Raw genomic sequence first — 24075 nt, forward strand, 5'->3', positions numbered from 1 at the left:
ATGCCGAGATGAGTCCTGAGAGATCCCTTAGGCTTCCTTATTCATAAATTCCTGCAGTTGGGACATTGCTACCTTACCAATGTTGAAAACGGCCCAACCGCCTGCGATAAGAATAGGAAGCAACACAATGAGAACACGCCCGTCCATTCGAAATACCTCCTTCCCGACAGAAAGCTTAAACGGCTGTCACAATTCTCTCATAAATTTTCCTCGGCAGATTGGGGGATTTCCCTCCATCTGAAGACAATGGGCGGATTAAGGGGGGCTAAGGCCGAGATGAGCGTAATCGAGACGGCAGGCTATCCCAGCCATTGAGAATGGTTGGGTTACTGCCGGCATGTTGAGTCGGCATCAAGTGGTACTATTGGTTACGCTTTTGTCTACGGTTCATGGTAATACACCGGCAAATCTTGCCAGTACGCTATTGATTTTGCTGATAGATTGACTGCTTCCAGGAAATTGTGGTGATCTGGGATGATGGCTGCTCTCGGTTGCTGTCCTACTGTTCAAGTCATCAGGTAGCTCATGCTCACTGCCCTTTCTATGCTGGCGTTCGCGCCACTGTTTGCATCGGTTCCAGAATCGGCGGTGGACAGCCCGCCACCCACCGTGACGGCATCCGCCTCGTCGTCACCGGGGCAATCTGGTGATATGGTCCAGCGCCACGAAGTGCGTGCTTTACCGGGGCAGCTGGATGGAATTCCTATGTTTAACAGCAACAGCCCTGAGGTGGTGCAGCGGGAGGGCATTTTGTTGTCGACCTTCCCAGCGGAGGAGATGGCCGCGCCCCGGGCTCACCTAGACTTTCCTCTGCAGGGGCGGTTTAATCTGTTTGCCCACCACATTGCTCGGGGGCTGACTCAGACTGATCGGCGCTCTTTGTTCCTAGGGGTATTGGTTCATAACCCGGGGCAACAGCCCGTGAAGCTAGAGGTGCTGCAGGGGGTCAGTTATCTCAGTCAAGAAGCTCCCTTTCACGATTTACCCGCCTATGTAGCTAATCCCAACGGTAATGTCTATGCCGGGCCGGGCAGCCGTACCATGACGGACATGCTGCAGGATAAGCCTCAGGAGCATTGGCCTGATCGGATTACGATTCCCCCTGGTCATGTCAGTCTGTTGATGAATGTGCCGATTCCGCTGCGACGCTTGACGGTGCCTACCAACGGCACCCTACCGCCTGGTTCCCCGATTCCAGTGAAGCCGACCGATGTGATTGCGGCGTTGCCTCATATGCAGCTTGGCTTGCCGCTGCAGAGTGGTAACTGGATGGCTGGCTCACCGGCATTGGCGGATGGGCAGGCGTTACCCAGCAATGGCCGTACGGCCTTGATGTATCTATCTAGTGATGGTCCGGTGCATCTGGCCAGTCTGGCCATGTATGCTCCCCGCTTAGCCAATGGGGATGAACGGGTGCCGACCCTCTCGGAATGGATTGCCTTGCTGAAGACGGGAGATTTGGCTGGTCCCCGGGATATTTCCCCTACACCGCCGGAGAATAAGTCTGCGGAGCCCTTTTATTACGGTCGGGTGGCAGGGGTAGCCCAGGGAGAACGGTGGGATGCGATCGCAACCGACGATCCCGATAGCGATAGCCTCAGCATTCCCAACCCTGGGGAAGCCTTTTCCTACGTCATCAGCACCCTGGACCGCAACACCCTGGGCACTGGTCAGATCCAGAGTGCTCCCATGCTGGCCCGCTATCCCGACACCGCCTATCGCGCCCACGGCAACTATGGGGTGCACTACTCCCTCACCCTGCCCCTGAAGAACCCCACCGACGATGCTCAGATGGTGCTGCTCAAGTTTCAAACCCCACTGCAGGATGAATCCCTGAAAGACGGGCTGCGGTTTCGCCAGCCCCCCGATGATGCCATCTTTTTCCGCGGTACCGTGCGGATTCAGGCCACCAATCGTCTAGGCCTGCAGCAGAGTCGCTATGTGCATTTGGTGCAACGCCGAGGTCAGGCCGGTGAACCGCTGCTGAAGCTAGAGCTACCCCCAGGGGAGCAACGCCAGGTAGTTGTCGACTTTCTCTATCCCCCTGACGCCACGCCCCCCCAGGTGATTACGGTGCAGACCACCGATCCCTATGGGGGAATCGAAGCTAGGGCGCCCCAAGACTAATTCTGCGGGTGAAATCTGTCACAGGAGGGAGTCCGTGTTGGCCCCCTTTTCTGCAATGCCCCTATAGAGACCTATGAAGGAGCTGTTTTCTGCAAGTCCTCCAGGGCACTGATAACAAAGGTGGCGGCAGGATGTTTCACCAACTGCTTTAGGGTGGCCGTGCCTCCGGCTTTCAGGGCACTAAACAACCGCTGCAGCAGGGGCGGATGCTGCTGAATCTGTGCCACCGCTTCGGTGGCGACGGCCATGTGGTTAGTCACCCCTTGCCCCGGATGCTGGGTCGAAAGCTGCTGCAACAGGATTTGCAAATCCGCTGACACAGCCATGAGTGACTGCTCGTCAGCCGTATCCATATGCTGCTGGATCTGATTCCCCACGGCGATCTGGCCGCTGTTGTCATGGGCATTGATATGGGCATTGATGGCCCCAGGATCGGGAGTATTCGCAGAAGTCATGGTGGATCTCCTCAAAAAGATGGACAACATTACAGTGTTTGATCGGTTTTTAGGGGGGGTGGTTAAATGAGATCCCCACCGCCAGCACCATTGCCATTAGACGATGGGGCACCCTCGCTGCCACCAGCACCATTGGTACTGCCTGATCCCCGGCCGGACGACCCAGTCGACCCAGGATCTGGAGGGCTTTGAGTGTCCTGCGGCAACTGCATGGTGCCTTGAAGCGGCACGGTCAGCGGGCTATTGGGATCATTGCTGGTGATGGTCAGGGACTCAATCTGCAGGGGAGCATCTCCCTGGTTCCGAATCGTCAGCTCCTGTTGGCGACCATTGCCCACCAACGCTTCATAGGGCACAGACCCAAAGTCTATCTCTGCAGGCTGAGCCACGGCTAAAGGAGCGGTGACGGGCTCAGAGGGGGGCTCTGTCACCGTGACGGCAACGGTGGCGGTGGCGGTGCGGTGACCGGCTTGCACCTGATAGGTAAAGCGATCCGCGCCCACGAACTGTTCAGACAGATAGGTGACAGATCCGTCGTCATTGCGAGTCACGCTGCCGTGCTCAGGCGCCGACACGGATAACAACTCCAGGGGCTCTCCCGCCGGATCTCGATCGTTGTCTAGGGGGAAGAGGGTCACGGCTTGCCCGACTTCGGTGGTGATCTGGTCATCTGTCACCTGGATCTCTGGTGGTGGTAGTACTGTAATGGCAATGGTGGCGGTGTCTGTTTGGGAGCCGTCAGTGAGGGTGTAGGTGATGCGATCGCGTCCGGAGAAATCAGGCTCGGGGGTATAGGTAATGGTGCCCGCGGCCTCATCGATGGCTAGCTGGCCATGGTCTGGTGGCGTTACAGTGTCCAGCCGTAGAGTATCGCCGCGATCATTGTCCAGGGGACGAATCTCCACGGCCTCTCTGTAGGCGGTGTCAACGGCATCATTCACGGCCTCTAAGGGGGCAGCCACGACGGAGACTTCGATCAACGCCTGCTGACGCTGCTCGCCATTGCTAGCCCCATACTCGAAGGTGTCGAGGCCAGAGAAGCCGGGGTCAGGCGTATACCGCAGGCGATTCGAGCCTAGACGCTCTAGGCGGCCATGGGCTGGTGTGGCCACCTCTTCCAGCCTCAGGGGTTGCCCCAAGGGATCTCGATCATTGGCTAGGGGCGCGATCTCCACTGGCTGTTCCTGGGGAGTCTCCACGAAGTCATGGTTGAGTTGCAGGGGAACCGTAGGCAAGACCTCTATCTGAACCGCGGCCGCGGCCCTGCGATCGCCATCACTGACCGTGTAGATAAAGCCATCCTGCCCGGAAAACTGGGTTGCTGGCCGGTAGAGGAGACTGCCATCGCTCTGGCGTTCTACTCGACCGTGGGCTGGGGCCGTGACCTCAGTAATCTGCAGTGCCTGGCCCCTAGGATCGCGATCATTGTGCAGAGGCGTAATCCTGACCGGCTGGCCGTAGGCGGTCTGGACAAAATCATCAAACGCTTGAATCGGCTCAGGAGCTGCCACCGCCACCTCAACCAGCCCCTTGGCCGTATGATCACCATCGCTAACGGTGTACTCAAACCGCTCTGAGCCGGAGAAGCGGGGGGCGGGCGTATAGGTCAGGCTACCGTCGCCGTGCACCTGCACCCGCCCCTGCAAAGGCTGCTGCAGCGCCACGATGGCCAGGGGATTGCCATCACGATCTCGATCATTCTGCAAAGGGACAATCTGTACTGCCTGACCATAGGCGGTTGTGACAATATCCGGTAATGCTTGAGGCGGATGAGAAGGCCTCACGGGAGGACTAGGAGGCTGAGGAGACGGGGAAAAACTGGGGCCACTACCAGAGGATTCGGTCTCAGGAGAGGCAAAAGGTTGAATGCTAATATCCGCCAATTGGTCTTCGATCTCATTCGGATCTAAGGAAGGACTGTCTTCAAACGGTGTCGACTCTGGGCCAAGGTTTTTAATTGCCTCGGCCGCCATTACAGCTAAGGCTGTGGTGGTGCCACCGGCCAGCAGCAGCAGCGGTAGGTTTTTGCCCGTGAGTAGGGACCAGCGCTGGGGCGGCGCTGGACTCGATGGCATCGGTTGGCAGCGCAGTGCCGCCAAGCTTTGGCTGAGGTCGTCAGGGTCACTGTCCAGGAAGTCCTCTGCCGGTGATGGGTCGACGTCGATGTCCTCCTCGATAGGATCGGCGTCTTTCTCATCAGAGTCAGCATTAGGCCCCAAGAGTAACTCCAGGTTATGGCGGGTGACGGCGATGGCATCGGCATTGCCCAGGCTCTGACGCAGTTCTAGGGCCTCCGTCAGGGCGCTCAGGGCAGTGTCTCGATCCCCAAGGCACAGGGCTCGTGTCCCCAACTGATGCAACGCCCATGCGGTCTGGGCAGTGTCTGCCAGGGCTCGGGCTGCCTGCAGCAGGATGCCCAGCAGCAAGAACCAGGCTCCCCAGCGATGCGATCGCATCAGCTGCGGCTCGATGGCCCGAGCCAAAATAATGGCCTCCTGATAATGGCCTTGATCCACGGCCCATGCCGCCAGATACTGCATGGGATCAATGTCTTCTGGTGGAATCGCCTCGCTGGGCAGCTGCCCTACCCAAGTGACATAGCGCTCCAGTAAGACCTGCCGGCTCTGCTCAATGGGCCAGCGTTGGGCCAAGCCCTCCGCCAGATTCGGGGCCAGGGAGTAAGCATTGCCTTCTAGTTGCACCAGCCGCAGCTGCTCCAGGCTCTGCAGCACCTGGCGGGTCTCCGGCAGCGAGGAGATCACGGGTGATGACAGGCGAGCTAGCTGCTCGACGGTCATGGCCAGGGCCTCCAGGGCAGTCAGGATAGCTAGGATGAGCTGCTGCTGCCGCTTACGAGTGCTAGACGCACTCAGCAGCACTCGATCTCGGGTCTTGGCAGCCTGCTGAGCCAATTTAGCCAGGGAGCGCCGCTCCTGACGATGGAGGGCACTAGCCTGCAGAATCCGCAGGGGATGCCCCTCCAGGTGTTGGCATAGAGCCTCAGCGTGAGCATATTCAGCGGGTCGCAGGGGACGCCCCAGATCCTGTTGCAACAAGGCCACGGCCTCCGGTAAGGGTAGACCCGATAGCGGCAATGGTCTGCCATCTCCCCCGAGGCGACGCTCTGGAGCAGTGACCAGGAACAGGCACTGGGGCATTCGGTTCAGAAGTTGCTCGATGGCGGCGGCATCGAGTTGCAGATCGTCTAAGACCACCAGGGCCTGGATGGGCTGTAGGTAATGAGCCAGCTCGTGATCGGTGGCTCGATAGGGAATATCGGTGTCGTAGAAGGCCTCAAACAGAAACTGCTCTAGGTCGGCTCGGGGCTTGCCGTGGGCCGAGACATAGACAATGCCATCGCCATAGGCCTTCCAGGTGGTGCTGTGGAGCAGATGGCGAACTAACACCGACTTGCCAATGCCCGGTTGACCGTAGACATCGACTGACTGGTGGATGCTGAGGTGCTGTAGCGCCAGTTGCTGCGCCTGCTGTCGACCGATCAGGTGAGGAAATGGCCGCGGCAGTAACTTAACTGGTTGGGAGCGCCGAGTTACCTGAGCGGTCTGGGCAGGAGGGGCCACATTGACCAGTCCGCCATAGTTGGTGAGCTGCAGAATATGATCGCCCACGGCAATCTGGCCGCTGTTATCGCCGGTGATATGGGCCGCTATGGAGGGAACAACGGTAGGGGCAAGTTGGGGGGCCGTTGCCATGGTGGGGCTCCTTGGGGGGAGGCGGGACTGGTAGACTGCAACGTAATTTATATCTTCAGGGTTGAGCTCAAGATTCCAGAAAATTGCTCCCTGAACTTAACGGGGTAGCTTAGGTGACTCCGAGATAGCCCTGCCTCTTCTTGCCTCCCCAGCTCCCCAGCTGTGGGGGTCAAATTTAGATTGGTCACCTACTAGTGACTCACAACAATGAGGTGACATGGCGTTTGCAGTCGGAGAATGACAATGAAAGCGATGGTCATTGAGCAATTTGGCGACCCCACGGTCTTTCAGCCAGCCGAGGTGCCAACACCAGAGATACCGGCCCACCATGTGCTGATTCGGGTGATGGCCACCAGTGTCAATCCCGTGGATGTGAAAATCCGTCAGGGAGCGGTGGCCGCCATTGCTCCGGACTTTCCGGCGATTCTGCATGGAGATGTGGCTGGCGTGGTAGACGCCTTGGGCCAGGGAGTATCTGGCCTTGAGGTTGGCGATGAGGTCTATGCCTGTGCCGGGGGCATCAAGGGTACTGGTGGCGCCTTGGCGGAGTACATGGTGGCCGATGCCAGCTTAGTCGCTCCCAAACCCCGCAGCCTGACCATGCTGGAAGCCGCGGCTCTGCCCCTGGTCTCCATCACTGCTTGGGAAGGATTAATCGATCGGGCCCAGGTGCAAGCGGGACAGCGAGTCTTGGTCTACGGAGCCACGGGAGGGGTGGGCCATGTGGGCCTGCAGCTGGCCAAGGGAGCCGGAGCCACGGTCTATGCCATGGTGTCTAGCCCGGAGAAGGCTGCCGTTGCCCGGCAACTAGGAGCCGATGTCACCCTAAACTATCGCCAAATCCCTGTGGCAGATCTGGTGGCTCAGCACACCGAGGGCCAGGGCTTCGATGTGGTGTTTGACACCGTCGGCAACGACAATCTGCAAAACGCCTTCCAAGCGGCCCGACTCAATGGCACCGTCGTGTCTCTGGTGGCCCGTTCGCAACAGGACTTGAGTCTGCTCCACGCCAAGGGCCTGACCCTGCATCTGGTCTTCATGTTGCTGCCGCTGCTATCAGGCATCAACCGAGCCCACCACGGCTGGATCCTGACACAGGTTGCCCAGCGGGGTAGACCAGGGGCAACTGCGGCCCCTGCTGGCGGAGCAAACCTTTACGATCGGCGATGTGGCTAAGGCCCATGCCTACCTGGAGTCGGGAACGGCGGTGGGTAAGGTAGTCCTGGCTCAATCCCTGGCTTAGTAATCTACCCCGCGCTTCAGGTCTACTCCCTTTTCGGCATAGTGCTTGTGGCAAAACACCTCGGAGTGGACACTGGAGAGATCGAAATAGGTAGGCGGGTTTTTGCAGCGGCCGGTGATAATCACCTCGGTATCACGGGGCTTACGCAGCAGGGCCTGGACAATGGGTTCCTCTGGCAAGAGTTCCAGATCTACGGTGGGGTTGAGTTCATCCAGGATGATGGTCTTGTAGAGGCCGGAGGCGATGGCGGTGCGGGCAATCTCCCAGCCCCGTTCGGCTTCCACATAGTCGATCTCTTGCTGCTGGCCCCGCCAGACGATGGCGTCGCGGCCACAGCGTTGATGGTCCACCAGGTCGGGATAGCTCTTGCGCAGGGCGGCGATGGCGGCATCTTCCGTATAGCCCTGCCCCCCTTTCAGCCACTGCATGATCAACACCCGGTGGGACTTGTCCTGACTGATGCCGCGACCGATGGCTTGCAGGGCTTTGCCCAGGGCACTGGTGGACTTGCCCTTGCCGTCGCCGGTGTAGATCTCGACCCCTTCGATGCCGGGATAATCCTCAGGCCGGTAATGGCAGGGCTTCATCTCGGAATGGAGGTCGGCGATGTCGAGGAGGGCTGGGGGGGCGCCGCGACCGGTGGCGATGATCTCGAGCTGCTCGGGTTTACGGCGCAGGGTACGGACCACGTCGTCGATGGGCAGGAGTCCCAGATCCAGGACTGGATTCAGCTCATCTAAAACCACCACGGAATAGAGGCCGGAGGCGATGGCTCCCTTGGCCACATCCCAACCGCGCTGGGCCTCTTGCCGGTCGAAGCGGGTGATCTCCCCGGGACCGAAGAATTCGGCGCGGCCGGTGCGGACTTGGTCGATCAAGTGGGGAAAGCCCCGTTGCAGGGCTTCGATGGCGGCGTCTTCGTCGTAGGTGCGACCGGGACCCTTGAGAAACCGTAGTAGCAGTACTCGACTCTCCATAAACTGCTGAATGCCCAGGCCAATGGAGCGCAGCACCACCCCCAGGGCCACTTGAGACTTGCCCTTGCCGTCGCCGTCATAGACATGGATCTGGCCAGTGAGCCGCTCGCTGTTGCCCTGGGCTGTCCGAATGCCGATGCCGGTTTTAACCATAGTGTTGAATGCCTGGGTAGGACCAGAGATGAAAAGGGGGTTTGCACGGATAGCCCTACACCTAGAGGTCTGGTAGAAGGGGCTACCGTTGGTAATTTAACCTACAAATTCTAGCGAAACCCCTGCAGACGATATACCCTATTGCCTAGATTCGCTAGGAGTCGCCATGCCCTTTCGGGAATTACTGGAGGTGGTGGGGGTATTGCCCCTACGGGCCATTGCCTTTCAGTGCGTCTGTTTGCTAGTTGCGATCGCACTAGAGGGGGCCGTGTTGCGACAACACCTGCGCCTGGGCTACCAGACCAGCGTGCAATATGCAGCCACGGTCAACCTCTTCGCCACCAGCCTAGGCTGGCTCACCTTTCTGGGCCTAGAGCCCCTGGCTGCAGCCCCCCTACAGCGACAGATCATCAGCTATGTCCTGTTTGATCAGTTCTATGCTAATTCCATGGCTAGCCAGCTGATCTGGATGCTCCTGGCGGTGGGCATCCTCTGCTTCTTTGCCACCTTCTTCGTCAAGCTGCAGGCCCTAGAGTGGCTGATGCGGATGTTGGGACGGCTACAGCCCGCAGATCGGCAAAGTCAGCAATTGTCGCGGCGAGAACTCTACCAGCGAGCCCGGCAGGGACGGCGCCACTTCCTCACCCCCAGTTCCAGGCGCACCCTGGCCGTCTTGCAGGGCAATGCCCTCAGCTTCGTCGCCATTCTCCTGCTCCTCTCCCTGCGACGATTCGTCCTATGATCGCCCTGATCCGACAACTCATCGATCGCCTGCAGGCTTTCTTTCTGCCCCAGCAGTACTACGCCTGGCAGACCATCATTTACCTGTGTCTGTTTTCCTGGGTGATGTCCTGGGTGGCGGTGGCGGCTGGGGCCAGTGGATTTACCCGGTTTTTACTAACAGCCTTTAGTTGGGTCTTTCTGGCCATCGGTATCGGCTGGGCCTTAGAAGCCAACCGCATTCGCCCCTTTGGGTTGGTCATTGCCCCTTGGGTAGTGGGTGCCATCCTCTGCCTATTTATCTTCGGCTCCTGGCCCGGCAACCAGTGGTCCCTGGCCCTAGTCAGCTGGCCGTTGATTTCGGTGGTGGTGGTGATCATCCCCAAATTTATCGGCTGGGACTTCACGCTGCAGGTGCCCCCCCCGGGCGAACGTCAACGGCTGATCTTGCTGGGCCTGCTGGGGCTGCTGTTGAGCAGTTGGTTCCAGTTTTACTTTCGCCTGCAAAACTGGTTTGATGACTATCCCAGCCTCTTGGCGGAAGACTTGCACCACAGCGGGTTTGTCTATCGCTTCCCCGGTCAAGAGGTGCCCCTCTCCCGGGGGGTTTCGTTGCTAACGGCCGCCGAAGCCAGCCTCAAGCAAGAACTGAGCGATACACCCTGGCCCTGGGTGGAACGGTGGCTACTGAACCTGGACGAACAGCTCAACCAGCTGGATACCGCCGCCCGCCAACGCATCATGCTGCCAGAAAAAGAGGCGCCCCTGTGGCACTTAGTGGCCCCGGCTCCGGAGCGTAAGGATGAAGGCTATACCCTAATGCTGATGGCGGTTTGGCAGGGGCCGGCGGCAGAATCCCAGGGCTACTATCTGCAGAAGACCTGTCAGATTCTGCCGAAAGCCACGATCACCTCCCCCGACCAAGAGCCTGAGCCCGATCCAGCTGCCGATGACACGATCCCGCTGGTGGCTCAGGTGGAGTGTGAGCTGGGGACACCCCGCTCGCCGGGGTTCCCCTCTGTGTGAGAGGATGCTGAATCGGTATCAGTTGCCGGGAATGACCCGATGGAGATGACACGATGAGTCTGGCACGAGTTGGGGTGATTGCCCGCAATGTGTTCCTGGAGGTGATTCGCGATCGCATCCTCTATCTGGTGGCCCTATTTGCCCTGCTGCTGGTGGCGGCCACCTTGCTGCTGCCGGAAGTCTCGGCCGGGGCCCAGGACAAGATCACCCTAGACCTGGGGCTGGCAGCCATTCACCTACTGAGTGTGGTCGTGGCTGTCTTCGTTGGCACCGGGTTGGTGAACAAGGAAATCGAGAAAAAGACGGTGCTGGTGCTGATCGCCAAGCCCGTCAGCCGCCTAGAGTTCGTGATTGGCAAACACCTGGGCCTCGTCGGGGTGCTGGCGGTGCTGATCGGCTTACTCACGGTCATCTTCCTGGCCGTGCTCAGCCTCAACCGCATCGACTATCCCCTGGGCAGCCTGTTGATATCCGTAGCGTTTATGGCCTTAGAAGGCATGCTGCTGACGGCGGTGGCCATTCTATTTGGGGTGTTTACCAGCTCCCTGCTGGCCACCCTCTTGACCTTCGCTATCTATCTCATGGGCCACCTGAGCCAAGATATCGTCGCCCTGGGGCAACTGAGCGAAAACCCCAGCCTGCAGCGGCTGACCGATGGCCTTTACCTGGTGCTGCCGGACTTGGAACGGCTGAATCTGCGTAACGAAGCCATCTACGGCATGGAGCTGCTACCGCCGCTGCCAGAGCTGCTGGGCCATCTGCTCTACGCCCTGGTCTATACCCTGCTGCTGCTGGCCATCGCCATCGCCATCTTCTCTCGGCGCCAGTTTTAGGCCGGGGGATAGGCCCGAGCCTGGGAAGGGACGGCCTTAGCGCCAGCATCCCGGCCCACCATCAACAGATACACCGAGGGCACCAACAGCAAGGCCAGCAGAGTAGCTCCGCCAATGCCCCCGGCAATGGCCACGGCTAGCGGTGGCCAGAATTTACCGCCTCCCAGCAATAGGGGCACGAAGCCAATCATGGTGGTGAAGGTGGTGGTAAGAACGTGGCGGGTTTCCCGCAGGACGACCCGTTGCACTGCCTGGCGACGGCCCTGGCTGGCTTCGGGATCCTGCTTTAGGGCCGTCAGTACCACGATGGAATCGTTGATGGCCACCCCGATCAGGCCCACGGTGCCAATAATCGGGTTGAAGCCGAAGGGGTAACCAAATAGCCAGACTGCCAGGGGACCCAGCCCAAAGGATGCGATCGCAACCATGCCCATGATGGCGGCCAGGCGAAAGGACTGTAGAGACAGCACCAGGGTCGCCACCAAAATCACCGCCAACACCGCCACCGGCGCCAGCAGCCGATTGATGGCGCTGGAGCGCTCCTCCGCCTCGCCGCCATATTCGTAGCGATAGCCGGGGGGCAGCTCCAATTCGATGGCATCCAGACGCTGCTGAAATGCCTCTAGCACCTGTGACCACAATACATCAGCCGCCACAAACCCCTGCACCGTATTCACCCGTTGGCCGTTGTAGCGGGTAATGGTGGAGAGGGTCGGGGTCAGGTCCACGTTCCCCAGGGCGTTTAGGGGAGTGGCAGCCACCGAGCCGTTGGCAGACTGGGGTTCTGCCAGGCCGGGAGCGGTCGCCTGCAGGTCTAGGGCCGTAATTTGGCCGAGATCACCGCGATCGGCGTTGGAGAAGCGCACCCGTACTGGCAATTCTTCGGTAGATTCCAGCACCGAGCCACCGATGGCTCCCTCCAGGCTGGCATTGAGTTGGCGGGCAATGGCCGTGAGGCTGAGCCCAGCTAAGCGGGCTTCGGCTTCGTCGAGCTCCAGGGCCAGCTGGGGAACCACCTCCCCCAGATCGGTGCGGACGTGGGTGATGCCGGGGATCTGGACTAGCTGCGATCGCACCTGGTGCCCCAGAGTCTGCAGCCGTTGAATGTCGGTGCCGAAAATGCGCAGTTCAATCGGGGCCGGTACCGGCGGCCCATTGGCCAACTGCTCCACCAACACCTGGGCCTCTGGCAGGGCCGCATCCATCTCCGATTGCAACGCCTTGGTAATGGTTGGGGTGGCCAGGGTGTTGAGTTGCACCAGGGCCTCAGCATAGAAGGCCTGATTCCGCCGCTGGGACGTGAGATTGTAGTAGAAGCGGGGGGCACTGCGGCCCACAAACCAGTGCACAGTCTCCACCTCCGGATAGGTCATCAGCCGTTGCCGCGCCCGCTGGGCTTGGCGGCTGGTCTCAGCCAGCGCCGTAGAGGCCGGCATCTCCAACTGGATGTGCAGCTGATCGCGATCAGACGGGGGAAAGAACTGCTGATCCAGGCTGGGGATGACCATAAACCCCGCCATCGGCAACAGCAAGGCCAACACAATACCCAGTGCCGGTTGCGCTGTGGTTCGCCGCAACAGCCAGCGATAGGCGTTGCCTAGCTTGGGATTAGAAACCCCAGTCTGCCACCAGGCTGAGGCGGGGGGCGCCGCTCGCCACCGGACTACTTGCCGATGCAGCAACACCGTCAGGGCCGGCACCACCGTAAAGGCCAACACCAGGGACGACGTCACCGCTAGAATCACGTTGGTGCCAATGGCACCGATGAACTCCCCCGACGGCCCCGGCAGCATGGCAATGGGGAGAAAAGCCACCACCGTGGTGATGGTAGAACTCAGCAGCGGCACCGCCAAGCGGCGAGTGCTGTGCTCGATGGCCAGCTGCGGCCTCAGGCCCTGGTGGAGGTGGTGTTTGATCTCATCCACCATGACGATGGCGGTGTCGATCAGGATGCCCAGGGCCACGATCAGGCCGGTGATGGAAATCTGGTTGAGGGAAATGCCAATTAGGTTCATCCAACCGAACACCATCAGCATGGCTAGGGGCAAGGCGGCCCCGACGATGATGGCCGACTGCCAACCCATCAGCGCCAGGGTCACCCCAAAGACCAGCAGGGCGCCCAACACTAAGTTAATAATCAGCTGTCGCAGCCGCGCATCCACATAGTCGCTCTGCTCCAGTAGGGTATGCAGCTCGATTTCGGCAGGCAAGCCGGTGCGAAACTTGGCCAGCATCTGTTGGGCCTGGCGATTCCAATAATCGATGCGGCGTTGGGGCTCGATGAAGGTGCCCAATACGACGGCGGGGTCCCCGTCGACGATGGCCACATCGGTGGGAGGCTGCTGGATGCCCTTGCCTATGCGGGCAATATCGCCTAGGAAGGTGAACTGCCCCTGCTGGCCAAACCGCACCGGAATCTGCCGAATCCGGTCTAGGGAATCCAGTTCTCCCTGCACGTCGATGGCCAGCTCATTGTCAGGGCCACGCCACTGACCGGCCGTAGTCTCCACGTCACTGAGGCGAATCTGTTGGGATAACTCCTGAGCCGTGATTCCCAGGGCCGCCAACTGGGCCGCATCGATTTCCACGGCAATTTCTTCGTCAGGATCGCCAAAGATGTTGACTTCCTCTGTCCCTGCCAAAGCCCGCAGTTGCTCCTGTAGGACCTCGGCCTGGCGGCGCAGAATGGCGTAGTTGGGCTCACCCTCAGCGCCCCAGGTCAAGGCCACGATCAAGGCATAGGCCTTGACCTTGATGTCTTCTAGTTCTGGTTCTGTGGCCCCCGGGGGCAGCAGCGGCGTCACGTCGCTAATGGCATCCCGGATCTGGGACCAGATGCCGCTGGTCTCTGAGCCCTGGACCGAGTCCATCAGGTCTATGGAAATGATGGAACTGCCGGCCCGGGAGGTGGATTCATAGGTCTCGATCTCTTCGATCTCGGGCAGTTCCTGCTCGATTTTGTCGGTAATCAGCGCCTCCACCCGTTCGGCACTGGCCCCGGGAAAGAAGGTCTGAATCACGGCGTTGCGAGACACCAGGGGTGGATCCTCCAACCGCGGTAAGGATTGGAAGGAGAAACTGCCCCAGACAATGATCAACACAATCGTCAGCAACAGCAGTCGCAGACTGCGGTAGAACAAGCTAATCATGGCTATTTCGGCCTCACAAACTGCCCCGGTGTGACTCGCTGGAGGCCACTGACAACGATGCGATCGCGAGGCTCTAGGGTGCCCCGCACCAGGGCTCGGTCTCCCTCGGTGTAGAGCACTTCCAGGGCGTGTTGTTCGATGCGATAGACCTGATCGGGATCCACAGTCGGCTCTAGTCCAGCCGGGGGATCTGCCACCGCGGCTAGCACGTAGGCACTCCAGAGTCCCTTGTCACCGCTAGAGAGGGCCGTCGTCGGCAGCCAGAATCCTTCCCGAGCGACGGACTGAGTCACTGACCAGCGCACGACTTGATCGGGCTCAACGGCGCCAGCTGCCGCTGACTCCAAGGCCAGAATCACCGTTTGGGTGCGGGTGGCGGCATCCACCTCTGGCAGAATCGAGATAATGCGAGCACTGTAGGGTTGGCCATTGACCTGCACCTGCTGCTGACTCCCCGGCTGCAGATCGGCGGCCACGGTTGCCGGCACGCCGATAGCCACCTCTGGGACAGCCGCCTCCACCAGGCGTACCACAGGCTCTCCCGCCCCAACCACCACTCCGGCATCGACCAGGCGCCGTGAGATACGTCCACTGAAGGGGGCCCTGAGGGTACTCTCTGCCAAGGTAATCTCCAGGTCCTGGGCCCTAGCCTGCAACTGCCGCACCCGGGCGCGTTGGGCCTGCAGCTGTTCAACCCGAGTGCCATTTTCTAATTCGTTCAGGGTGCTTTGGGCCTCACTGAGACGGGCCTCGAGGGCATCGACGCGGGTGGTGACCTCATCAAGCTGCTCCCGGGCAATGGCCCCGGCTGCGTAGAGGGATTGCCGCCGTTCCTGTTGTAGACGGGCCAGCTGCAATTCTTCTCGAATGTTTTGCACGGCTGCTGCCGCGGCAGCGATACGCTCGGGCCGAGGACCGTTCTCCAATTCCCTCAGCTGAGCCATGGCTCGCTGTTGCTGGGCCTCTACCTCAGCTCGCTGCGCTTGCAGGTTATTGGTCTCTAGCCGTGCGATCGCATCCCCGGCCTCGACATCATCGCCCTCATCCACCAGCAGGGCAATCACCTCGCCGCCCCGTTCAAAGCCCAGTTCACTGGCCTGCAGCGCCCGCACACTGCCGGTGTAAGTACGCGTCGTCTGGTAGCGATTCACCGGTTCCACCCGCTGAGTCTCCACCGGCAACACCGCAATCGCCGCCGTATCCTGCTGCCGCAGGCTCTTGATCCAGGCGATCAAGCCGATGAGGCCGGCCAGGGCCAGGATCAATAGCAGCAGCCACAGCCAGTGATGCCGTAGTCGAGCCTGGCCAGCCGCCGCCTGAGACTCAGCCCCATCGTTATCCTGAGGAGGCTCAAATAGCTGCAGTTGCCGGGCAGGCTCAGAAGTCATGGCATGTTAAATCTTTTTTGAGAGTCTTGACTCACGCTATCCCTCCCGCCCAACCGTTAACCTCTACTCAAAGTAAGAAGAAACGTTTCCGTTTTCGCTGCCGTGGGTCCCTCCCCTGCCACCCATTGCTTTTCCCGTCACAGACCCATCCGTCCTTCCTTTCCCGTGGGTCTTTCCCTGGCCATTCATAACGTCTCTCGCTTAAGGAGATCTCTTGAAAGAAAATTACCCATTTTATGGGCTGTTACCCAAGGGCGCAGGCCCTGCGCCCCTCCTCAAGGTATTTTCTTTCCCAGAATTCTCCTAAGTAAAACGACCCACGCTACCTGTTGTCCTTGCCCCTTCCCTCTTCCCTCTTTACTCTTCCCTCCTCCCTCCTCCGTCCTCCTCCCTCACCATTCACTACAATCGAGACAACAGACACAACGCCGTTAGGAGAGCCATGGTGGCAGAGAAACTCAACACCCTCAGGGCGCTATTTGCCGAGATGGAGCAGGCCTTGATTGCCTATTCCGGCGGCATCGACAGTACCCTAGTGGCCAAGGTGGCCCACGATGTCCTGGGAGAGGGGGCCTTGGCGGTGACGGCAGAGTCTCCCTCCCTGATGCCGGAAGACCTGGAAGAGGCCCGACAGCAGGCCGCCGTCATCGGTCTGCGCCACCACATCGTCAAGACCCACGAACTGGACGATCCCAACTACGCCAATAACCCCGTCAACCGCTGCTATTTCTGCAAGAGCGAGCTGCATGACACCCTCAAGCCCCTGGCCCGGGAATGGGGCTATCCCTACGTAGTGGATGGAGTCAATGCCGATGACCTCAGCGACTATCGGCCCGGGATTCAGGCGGCTAAGGAGCGGGGAGTGCGCTCGCCCTTAGCAGAGGTGGGCATCACCAAGCTGGAGGTGCGTCAGCTCACCCAAGCGCTGGGCCTGCCCTGGTGGGATAAGCCCTCCCAACCCTGCCTCAGTTCCCGCTTTCCCTATGGCGAAGCGATTACTGTCGAGAAGCTGCAGCGGGTCGGCCGGGGCGAGCGCTATCTGCGCCAGCTGGGTTGGCAGGCGTTGCGGGTGCGCTCCCATGGCGATACGGCCCGCATCGAGTTGCCGCCGGATCAGATTCAGGCCTTCGTGGCCCAGACCGACCTGCCAGCCCTGGTGGCGGCGTTTCAGGACTATGGTTTCACCTATGTCACTCTGGATCTAGAGGGCTACCGCAGCGGTAAGCTAAATCAGGGGCTCTCCCTGGCAGCGGCTCAATCCTAACCCCATGACCTATCTTCTCGCTGGTGACATCGGCGGCACCAAAACCATCCTGCGATTGGTGCGTCAGGAACGGGATGATTCTTTGCAGACCTGCTACGAAGGGCGCTATCCCAGCACCGAGTTTCCTGACCTGGTGCCCATGGTGCGTCAGTTTCTGCAGGAAGCCGCCGACCACCTGGACACGACCCCAGTACCGAGTCGGGCCTGTTTTGCGATCGCAGGTCCCGTGGTCGACAATCAGTCTAACCTCACCAACCTGGCTTGGTCCCTCAGTGGTGAACGCCTCCAAGCTGACTTAGAGAGCTGCAGCGGGTGTGGAGCTGATCAACGACTTCGAGGCCATCGGCCATGGGGTGCTGGGTCTAGAAGCCGAGGATCTCTGCACCCTACAGCCAGGGGACCCAGATCCGTTGGCCCCCGTGGCCATCATCGGCGCCGGCACTGGCCTGGGCCAGGGCTTCTTGATTCAAGATCACGACCAGTATCGCGTCTTTGCCTCGGAAGGCGGCCATGCCGACTTCGCCCCCCGCTCCGAACTGGAGTTTCAACTGCTGAAGTATCTGCTCGACAAGCATCAGATCACCCGCATCTCCGCCGAGCGGGTGGTCTCGGGCCAGGGCATCATCTCCATCTATCAGTTCCTGCGAGATCGCCAATTCGGCGAAGAATCCGCCCAGGTAGCCGAGACCATGACCGCCTGGGAGCGCCAGGTGGGGAGCTCCGAAAAGACAGTAGACCCAGCCGCCACCATCTCCATGGCGGCCCAGCAACAGAGCGACTACCTCAGCCAGAAAACCATGGACATCTTCGTCGGTGCCTATGGGGCCGAAGCCGGTAACCTGGCCCTGAAACTCCTGCCCTACGGCGGCCTGTATGTTGCCGGCGGCATCGCCGCTAAGAATCTAGAGCTGATACAGGCCGGTCCCTTCTTGCAGGCTTTCAGCCATAAGGGTCGGGTCAGCCATCTGCTGGAGAGTGTGCCGGTTCATGTGGTGCTGAATCCCCAAGTGGGCTTAGTCGGTGCTGCCCGGCGGGCAGCGCAGCTAGGATGATGCATCAGAGTTGAGCAACTGAGAGCAGCATCTTGACACTCAACAGCAATGAGATGACTGCAAATATCCGCTTCAAGAATTTCTCGGGCAGCCCTAGTGAGCAGCCAGCTACCGTTTTGGTTGCAGCAACCAGGCAGCTTCGATGGCTGCGACCTTTCCCTTGAATCCACCCGCTACCGCTTGGCGTTCGAGCGATTGCAGCTGGTAAGCGGCACCATACAGTCGTTCGATGGCTGGCTGTGGGACCGAGAAGGGGGGGCCAGCCATCTGCGACTGGTCATATTCGTAGGTGATGAGTAGCTGCGGTGCGGTATCCGTCAAGCGAATCAAGTGCGAAGCGTAGCGTTGTCTGGTGGCGTCCGGCAGGGCCACTAAGGCGGCGCGATCGTAAATGGCGTCTACCGGCCCCAGCCAGTCGGCCGATACCTCAAAAATGTCGCCTACGAACAGGTCGATATCTTGGACACGATGGTGCCGCAAACTGCCAACCTGGGTGATGTGCGGCTCCAGGTTCAGTCTGTTCAGCAGCTCGTCAACGGCAACCTGGCTCAGCTCTACCCCGGCCACTCGAAACCCTTGAGCCAGCAGCCAACTGATATCGAGCGTCATGCCGCATAGGGGCAGCAATATGCGACTGCCTGGGGCCAACCTTAACCGATGGCAATGTCTGACGAGCAATGGGTTGGCTTGGGGTTGATGAAACCCAAGGTCCCCTCGCTGCCATTTCTGATGCCAAAATCTCGCGTCCATAGTATTTCCTACTGCAGTGCTCCCAGTCATCTTGAGTGTCCTACCTTTCGGCAACTAATGCGGCTCGCCGGCAAAAATCGTTTCCGGCAGCCCAGTAAATTGCAGGAGAATAAAGCCAGGACAAACCAGCAAGAAACTCGAACCTAATATCAAATCCGCTAAGACAGGCAACATTACGATGATGTATCACAACTGCAATGCGTCATTCCGGGCAAGCGCAGCGCGACCCGGAATCCAGGCAGAGCGCTTTGGGCGTAGCTGAGATTGACGCCCTGGATTCCCGCCTTAAGGCCTCCGGCCTCGCTTCGCGAAACGCGGGAATGACAGAGAACTGTTTTCCTAGGTGAATTAACCGGATTTCATATAAGAAGGTAAGCGCTGATAGGCGGAAGCTTGTTGCCTGATGGCCTCATATCACCCATCTCGAACTGATTTCTTGGTTGGACATCCCCTGACGATCACCGATATTTCCCGTTATGTCTACACCTATACCGCCGAGGAGGGGGGGCTTTGATTTGTCTGCCCATCCGGCAATTCAAGCCTGGTTTAACACAATCCAGAAACCCAAACTACGTCAATCATTTGTAGCCCACTGTTACAGAACTAAGCTAATTTGCAAATAACGCGATCGCCCTTGCCATAACCGTGCTAGGCATCATGGCAAACCATTTTAATAACCGACCCGAATATTTTTAGACTTGACCGCTTGACTTAGAGTGCGCTCTAACTTCTAACGTGCAGGTATGGAACAAGAACTCACCATTCAACAAGTTGCTGAGGCCACTGGATTAAGCGTTCACACCTTGCGGTATTACGAGCGCTGCAATCTCATCGCGCCCATTGATCGCTCGGCCAACGGTCATCGGCGCTATTCCTCAGCCGATCTGCGGTGGATTGAGTTTTTGAATAAGTTGCGGCTGACAGGAATGCCCATTCGGCAAATGCAGCAGTATGCAGAGCTAGTGAGGGCTTACCCCAGCAGCGCCTTTGAAGAACGACGCCAGATTCTCGCCACCCATCGTGAAGTGGTTTTAGAGCAAATTCAACAGCTCCAGGAAAATCTAGCGGTTATTGACTGGAAAATTCAGCACTATTCAACCCTCGAAGCGGAGTTACAAGCCCATGAAAACGTCAACGCCGCAGGGAAAGAGTCCCCAATCTGAGCGCTTTCGCAGGGGATGGCAACAGCTTGAAGCCATTGATGGGGAAGCGGGCAAGCAGGTCATCAACAGCCTGCAAGCGATCGCCCCGGACCTGGCTCGGTATGTCATCGAGTTTCCCTTTGGGGACATCTATGCCCGCTCCGGACTCGATCTGAAATCCCGCGAGATTGCCACGATTGCAGCCCTCACCGCCATGGGCAATGCTCAGCCTCAGCTCAAAGTCCACATTCAAGCAGCCCTCAATGTGGGCTGCACCCGAGAAGAAATTTTGGAAGTTGTCATGCAGATGGCCGTTTACGCCGGATTTCCGGCGGCGCTCAATGGCATGACCGTAGTCAAGGAGGTATTCGCATCATGAAAACACGCACATTAGGAAAAGACCTGACGGTTTCGGCCCTCGGCCTGGGCTGCATGGGCATGTCAGAGTTTTACAGTGGTCGGGATGAGACTGAGGCGATTGCCACGATTCATCGTGCCCTTGATTTGGGCGTCACCCTGCTTGATACCGCTGATATGTATGGGCCGTTTACCAACGAAGAGCTGGTGGGCAAAGCGATTCGCGACCGCCGCGAGCAAGTGGTGATGGCCACTAAGTTTGGCAATGTGCGGACTCCGGATGGCGGTTGGGGCGGCGTCTGCGGCAAGCCTGAGTACGTTAAACAGTGCTGCGATGCTTCTCTTAAACGATTAGGGGTAGAGGTGATTGACCTTTACTACCAGCACCGAGTGGATCCCAACGTGCCGATTGAAGAGACAATTGGCGCGATGGCTGAACTGGTGCAGCAGGGGAAAGTACGCTATTTGGGCATGTCGGAAGCAGCCCCGGCCACGATTCGACGTGCCCATGCAGTGCATCCCCTCACGGCGCTGCAAACGGAATATTCGCTGTGGAGCCGGGAACCGGAGGAGGAGATTTTGCCTACCGTTCGGGAATTGGGGATTGGCTTTGTACCCTACAGTCCCCTGGGACGTGGCTTCTTATCCGGGCAGTTCCAGAGTCCTGATGATTTTGCTGAAGCTGACTACCGTCGCCATTCTCCCCGCTTTCAGGGCGAAAACTTTGCCAAAAACCTGCAATTAGTCGAGCAAGTTAAGACAATCGCGGCGGTCAAAGACGTCACCCCCGCTCAGCTGGCGATCGCTTGGCTCTTGGCGCGAGGGGAAGATATCGTACCCATTCCCGGCACTAAGCGGCGACGTTATCTGGAAGAAAATGTCGCCGCAGTCGATATCACCCTGACGACGGCTGAGTTGGATCAAATCAATGCAGTGATGCCACAAGGGGCAGCCATGGGCGATCGCTATCCTGATATGAGTACGGTCAATCGCTGATCACTTTGGGCATCGCTATTCAACCTCGCTCACATGGGAGTAAACCAATGCCGTCTGATTCGTCTCAATCGTCTGAATCAAGAGAACATCCGTTGGCGATGGCTGCCCGCAATTTCCTGATCGGGGTCTTCCTGAGCGGAGTGCCCATCCTGGCCTATCTGTGGCTGTCGGTGGATATGACTTACGGCAGCTGGGCCGCCGTGGGGACAGGCAGATTGGTGGGTGCGATCGCAATTCCGCTTCTGTTTGGTCTATTGTCTGCCAGCTTCGGCCAGCGAGTGATTCGGCTGCTCACCCAAATGCTTGAGTCCGTGAATCTGCCGTTTTGATTGGAACTTTCTTTACGCCATGCCGAAACAGGCCTGGACGGATACTTCGCAAGTTGGAAAGGCTTGCAGCCTGACAGATTGGGGGGCTTTTAGAACAAGCTGACGCCGATACCCCCCGGGACTCGGCTCTCTGAATATATGGAGTTGCTGAGCAGAGAGGTTGAGAACCCAATAATCAAGAATGCCAGCGGCTGAGTATAAATCGGCTTTGCTACCCAGATCGCGTTCCAGCGTCGTGTCAGCGACTTCAAGAATCAGGAAAACGTCTGTAGGGATCGGGTGATGACTAGCGTAAAAGTCATCTTGCGGGCGAACGACGGCGATATCTGGTTCCGGCTCTGAATAGTCGTCAAGCTGGATGGGATCTTGCATTCGCACCAGCGCGTGCTCTCCCAGTTGACTTTCGAGGAGCTTTTCAAGCCGCTTGCAGAGAGCGCTATGGGCCGGGCCTTTGGGCATTTTCTGAATGATTTGTCCGGCAATCAGCTCAACCTGTTCATCCGCACCAAGGATGCCGACTTCTGCCATGCGATGATAGTCAGCCGTGGAAATGAGACGAAGCTGGGTTAGCGATTGCGATGCTGCGATCACGGTTGTAGAGGTCTAGCCTACTTGAATTCGATTATAGCGATGATGAATAGTGGTCCTGCTCCTCTGGCTACCCTAGAGCTCTACGGAGTGCAGCGCGGGCAAGATGTGGATTGTCGTGGATTATCGTGGTCTACCTCTGGATAAATCCTTTGAGGCTAACTCGTAACGCTTAAACATTGATAAGTACGCTTAAGTGTTAGCCGTAAACGCTTAAACGTTACTTATGCTTGCTCAAGCATTTGGCCGTTTTGCTCAAGTCTTTGCCCTGATTGAGTCAGCCGTCAGGGAAAACCCTGAAACATTTAGCCGATTTCTGGTCGAATGATTAGCTTTGCTTAAGCATTAAGGGCAGACATATAAGCATTTGTCGAAATTGCTTAAGCGTTAAGGGCAAACGCTTAAGCATTAGGAGCAAACGCTTAAGTTTTTAGGGCAACTGCTTTCTGTTTTGGGCTTAACGCTGCCAGCGCAGCCACTAACCTACGTAGATTTCCCCAGATGGCGAAAACGGGCAGCCAAAAGTTCCGGAGAACTACTCAACCCCTCCTCGATATCCCTGGATTACAGTATGGGTGTTCGCAATTGAGTTGCATGCATCAGGGATGCATCCCCGGAACGGTAAGGCGCTCAGGCTCCTGCTCATTTACCAATGACAGTCCTTACTCCTGCTGAGTCCATCACCCCCGATGACTGCCACTCAGCCTCGTTGTTCAACTGCTGTTCAACTCTGGAGAAAGACTCATGTCACGACGTAAAAGAAGCTCGACAGTGCTTGAAAAAGCCGAACGCCGTATTGCCGGCATGCAATCTGTTGCAGATGATATTGACTTTGGCAGTGGGCTCACCCTAGCCACCTATGAAGCGCGGATTCAAGCCGCCCGGGAGAAACTGCAAGCCTATAACCGGATACTCTCGATGGTGGACGGCGCCTACAACGACCTGATCGCAGCAGAGAAGGAGTTGATGGATTTTTCCGAGCGCATGTTGTCGGGGTTTGGGGTGCGCTACGGCAAAGACAGTTCGGAATATGAAATGGCCGGAGGCCAACGTAAATCCGAATACCGTAAGCGGACTCACCGCTCCACTGACGATGCCAATGTAGCGTAACCGCTGCCAGGCGTAACCCCTTCGTTTTCGATAGACCATAGGTACCTACTCGTGTACGGCCCACCATAGCCGTACACTTTTTTAGTGATTGATCGGCGCCACAGGATGGAAGGGGCAACACCCGATCCAAAACCATCGCGATCCACGCCCCCATCAAACTCGAAAGGTCTGGGAAGAAAGTCTTGAAGTGGCAATGAAAATTAAAGGGTCATAGGGGCGCCGACGAGTCGTTCGGATCAAGACCGGGCATCCGTTTACGGCCATTAGCCCAATTGCGGATGTGCATGCGAATCATAATGAGGCCCGGGATGCGACCCTAAGGCAACACCGTAGCACGTATCGTCGGCATCAAAACCTCTATGCTAAGACTCGTGGGGCATTACAACAGGCTTGGAGGTCCAACGGCTCATCCATCATTGGGTCAGGTCCCATTGGGGTTAACATAACAGACCACTCCAGTGCTAGCAAAGCCATGCCCGCAGAGCTATTGGCGATGGGCTTGTGCGCTCGTCCCCTATCAACTCAGGACATCCTCTTGACGAGAGGGTTTCGATGTATCTCCTCTTAACAGACCAATGCCTTTATATGTACTTAGTAACCCATAGAGGAAGTAGTGGTACTGTGGAGGAGAATGGGCACTGTAATTCTGTATAAACCATTACAAATACTCTATGAAGCATAATAACTTGTATACACGTTTCCC

General features: G+C 58.3%; 18 protein-coding genes and 2 pseudogenes. 12 read left to right on the forward strand and 8 right to left on the reverse strand.

The genetic code is table 11. From position 1 onward, the window contains the following. Positions 1–27: 27 nt before the first annotated feature. The gene (locus tag XM38_RS21330; protein ID WP_080811424.1) at positions 28–147 is read right to left on the reverse strand and encodes a photosystem II protein Y; all 120 of its coding nucleotides are present in this window, start codon (positions 145–147) and stop codon (positions 28–30) included. A gap of 396 nt (positions 148–543) precedes the next feature. Between XM38_RS21330 and XM38_RS21335 the strand changes: the two genes are divergently transcribed. After that, on the forward strand, positions 544–2127 hold the full coding sequence (locus XM38_RS21335) for a DUF3370 domain-containing protein (protein ID WP_225889376.1): 1584 nt from the start codon (positions 544–546) through the stop codon (positions 2125–2127). Between the two features lie 71 nt (positions 2128–2198). On the opposite strand, the gene XM38_RS21340 is transcribed toward XM38_RS21335, so the two are convergent. Continuing rightward, a complete protein-coding gene (locus tag XM38_RS21340) occupies positions 2199–2582 on the reverse strand; it encodes a hypothetical protein (RefSeq protein ID WP_080811420.1) in 384 nt (127 codons plus the stop codon). A 62-nt stretch (positions 2583–2644) separates the two neighbouring features. Then, positions 2645–6295, reverse strand: a complete 3651-nt coding sequence (locus tag XM38_RS21345) for an Ig-like domain-containing protein (protein ID WP_080811418.1) — start codon at positions 6293–6295, stop codon at positions 2645–2647. 243 nt (positions 6296–6538) lie between these two features. Here XM38_RS21345 and XM38_RS21350 point away from each other — a divergent pair. Continuing rightward, positions 6539–7538: pseudogene (locus XM38_RS21350) on the forward strand (zinc-dependent alcohol dehydrogenase family protein). On the opposite strand, the gene XM38_RS21355 reads toward XM38_RS21350, so the two are convergent. Further along, positions 7535–8668 carry a cob(I)yrinic acid a,c-diamide adenosyltransferase gene (locus tag XM38_RS21355; protein WP_088430997.1) on the reverse strand — a complete coding sequence of 378 codons (1134 nt, stop codon included), beginning with the start codon at positions 8666–8668 and terminating at the stop codon, positions 7535–7537. The pseudogene XM38_RS21350 and the gene XM38_RS21355 overlap by 4 nt on opposite strands. A 166-nt stretch (positions 8669–8834) precedes the next feature. Between XM38_RS21355 and fraC the strand changes: the two genes are divergently transcribed. From fraC to XM38_RS21370, 3 genes are read left to right on the forward strand one after another with little or no spacing between them, the layout of a single operon-like run. Then, the gene (gene fraC, locus XM38_RS21360) at positions 8835–9410 is read left to right on the forward strand and encodes a filament integrity protein FraC (RefSeq protein ID WP_088430999.1); all 576 of its coding nucleotides are present in this window, start codon (positions 8835–8837) and stop codon (positions 9408–9410) included. Further along, a complete protein-coding gene (locus XM38_RS21365; protein ID WP_088431001.1) occupies positions 9407–10414 on the forward strand; it encodes a DUF5357 family protein in 1008 nt (335 codons plus the stop codon). The genes fraC and XM38_RS21365 overlap by 4 nt, the downstream gene beginning before the upstream one ends. 53 nt (positions 10415–10467) lie before the next feature. After that, on the forward strand, positions 10468–11247 hold the full coding sequence (locus tag XM38_RS21370) for an ABC transporter permease (RefSeq protein ID WP_080814072.1): 780 nt from the start codon (positions 10468–10470) through the stop codon (positions 11245–11247). Here the strand turns inward: XM38_RS21370 and XM38_RS21375 are convergent. Together XM38_RS21375 and XM38_RS21380 are read right to left on the reverse strand one after the other, a co-directional pair. Continuing rightward, positions 11244–14396, reverse strand: a complete 3153-nt coding sequence (locus XM38_RS21375; RefSeq protein WP_088431003.1) for an efflux RND transporter permease subunit — start codon at positions 14394–14396, stop codon at positions 11244–11246. The genes XM38_RS21370 and XM38_RS21375 overlap by 4 nt on opposite strands. 2 nt (positions 14397–14398) lie before the next feature. Next, a complete protein-coding gene (locus XM38_RS21380) occupies positions 14399–15784 on the reverse strand; it encodes an efflux RND transporter periplasmic adaptor subunit (protein ID WP_088431005.1) in 1386 nt (461 codons plus the stop codon). A 442-nt stretch (positions 15785–16226) separates the two neighbouring features. On the opposite strand from XM38_RS21380, the gene larE reads away from it, so the two are divergent. Both larE and XM38_RS21390 read left to right on the forward strand, forming a co-directional pair. Beyond that, on the forward strand, positions 16227–17048 hold the full coding sequence (gene larE, locus XM38_RS21385; RefSeq protein WP_080814066.1) for an ATP-dependent sacrificial sulfur transferase LarE: 822 nt from the start codon (positions 16227–16229) through the stop codon (positions 17046–17048). Between the two features lie 4 nt (positions 17049–17052). After that, positions 17053–18100, forward strand: a pseudogene (locus tag XM38_RS21390) (glucokinase). Between the two features lie 108 nt (positions 18101–18208). Here the strand turns inward: XM38_RS21390 and tmpT are convergent. Further along, a complete protein-coding gene (gene tmpT, locus XM38_RS21400) occupies positions 18209–18880 on the reverse strand; it encodes a thiopurine S-methyltransferase (RefSeq protein WP_306441553.1) in 672 nt (223 codons plus the stop codon). A 713-nt stretch (positions 18881–19593) separates the two neighbouring features. On the opposite strand from tmpT, the gene XM38_RS21410 reads away from it, so the two are divergent. Genes XM38_RS21410 through XM38_RS21425 form a run of 4 tightly spaced genes read left to right on the forward strand, consistent with a single transcriptional unit; the run spans position 19594 to position 21674 of the window. Next, the gene (locus tag XM38_RS21410) at positions 19594–20013 is read left to right on the forward strand and encodes a MerR family transcriptional regulator (protein ID WP_080814062.1); all 420 of its coding nucleotides are present in this window, start codon (positions 19594–19596) and stop codon (positions 20011–20013) included. Next, positions 19973–20371 carry a carboxymuconolactone decarboxylase family protein gene (locus XM38_RS21415; RefSeq protein ID WP_080814060.1) on the forward strand — a complete coding sequence of 133 codons (399 nt, stop codon included), beginning with the start codon at positions 19973–19975 and terminating at the stop codon, positions 20369–20371. The genes XM38_RS21410 and XM38_RS21415 overlap by 41 nt, the downstream gene beginning before the upstream one ends. Continuing rightward, positions 20368–21345: an aldo/keto reductase gene (locus XM38_RS21420; protein WP_080814059.1), complete on the forward strand. Its 978-nt coding sequence runs from the start codon at positions 20368–20370 to the stop codon at positions 21343–21345. Before XM38_RS21415 ends, XM38_RS21420 begins: the two co-directional genes overlap by 4 nt. A 47-nt stretch (positions 21346–21392) precedes the next feature. After that, positions 21393–21674: a hypothetical protein gene (locus XM38_RS21425; RefSeq protein ID WP_187329499.1), complete on the forward strand. Its 282-nt coding sequence runs from the start codon at positions 21393–21395 to the stop codon at positions 21672–21674. Between the two features lie 12 nt (positions 21675–21686). Here XM38_RS21425 and XM38_RS21430 read toward each other — a convergent pair whose 3' ends face one another. Next, a complete protein-coding gene (locus XM38_RS21430; RefSeq protein WP_391540789.1) occupies positions 21687–22265 on the reverse strand; it encodes a Uma2 family endonuclease in 579 nt (192 codons plus the stop codon). 801 nt (positions 22266–23066) lie between these two features. On the opposite strand from XM38_RS21430, the gene XM38_RS21435 reads away from it, so the two are divergent. Beyond that, positions 23067–23372: a hypothetical protein gene (locus tag XM38_RS21435; protein ID WP_202978942.1), complete on the forward strand. Its 306-nt coding sequence runs from the start codon at positions 23067–23069 to the stop codon at positions 23370–23372. Positions 23373–24075 lie beyond the last annotated feature (703 nt).

Source organism: Halomicronema hongdechloris C2206, from assembly GCF_002075285.3.
Taxonomy (GTDB): Bacteria; Cyanobacteriota; Cyanobacteriia; order Phormidesmidales; family Phormidesmidaceae; genus Halomicronema_B; species Halomicronema_B hongdechloris.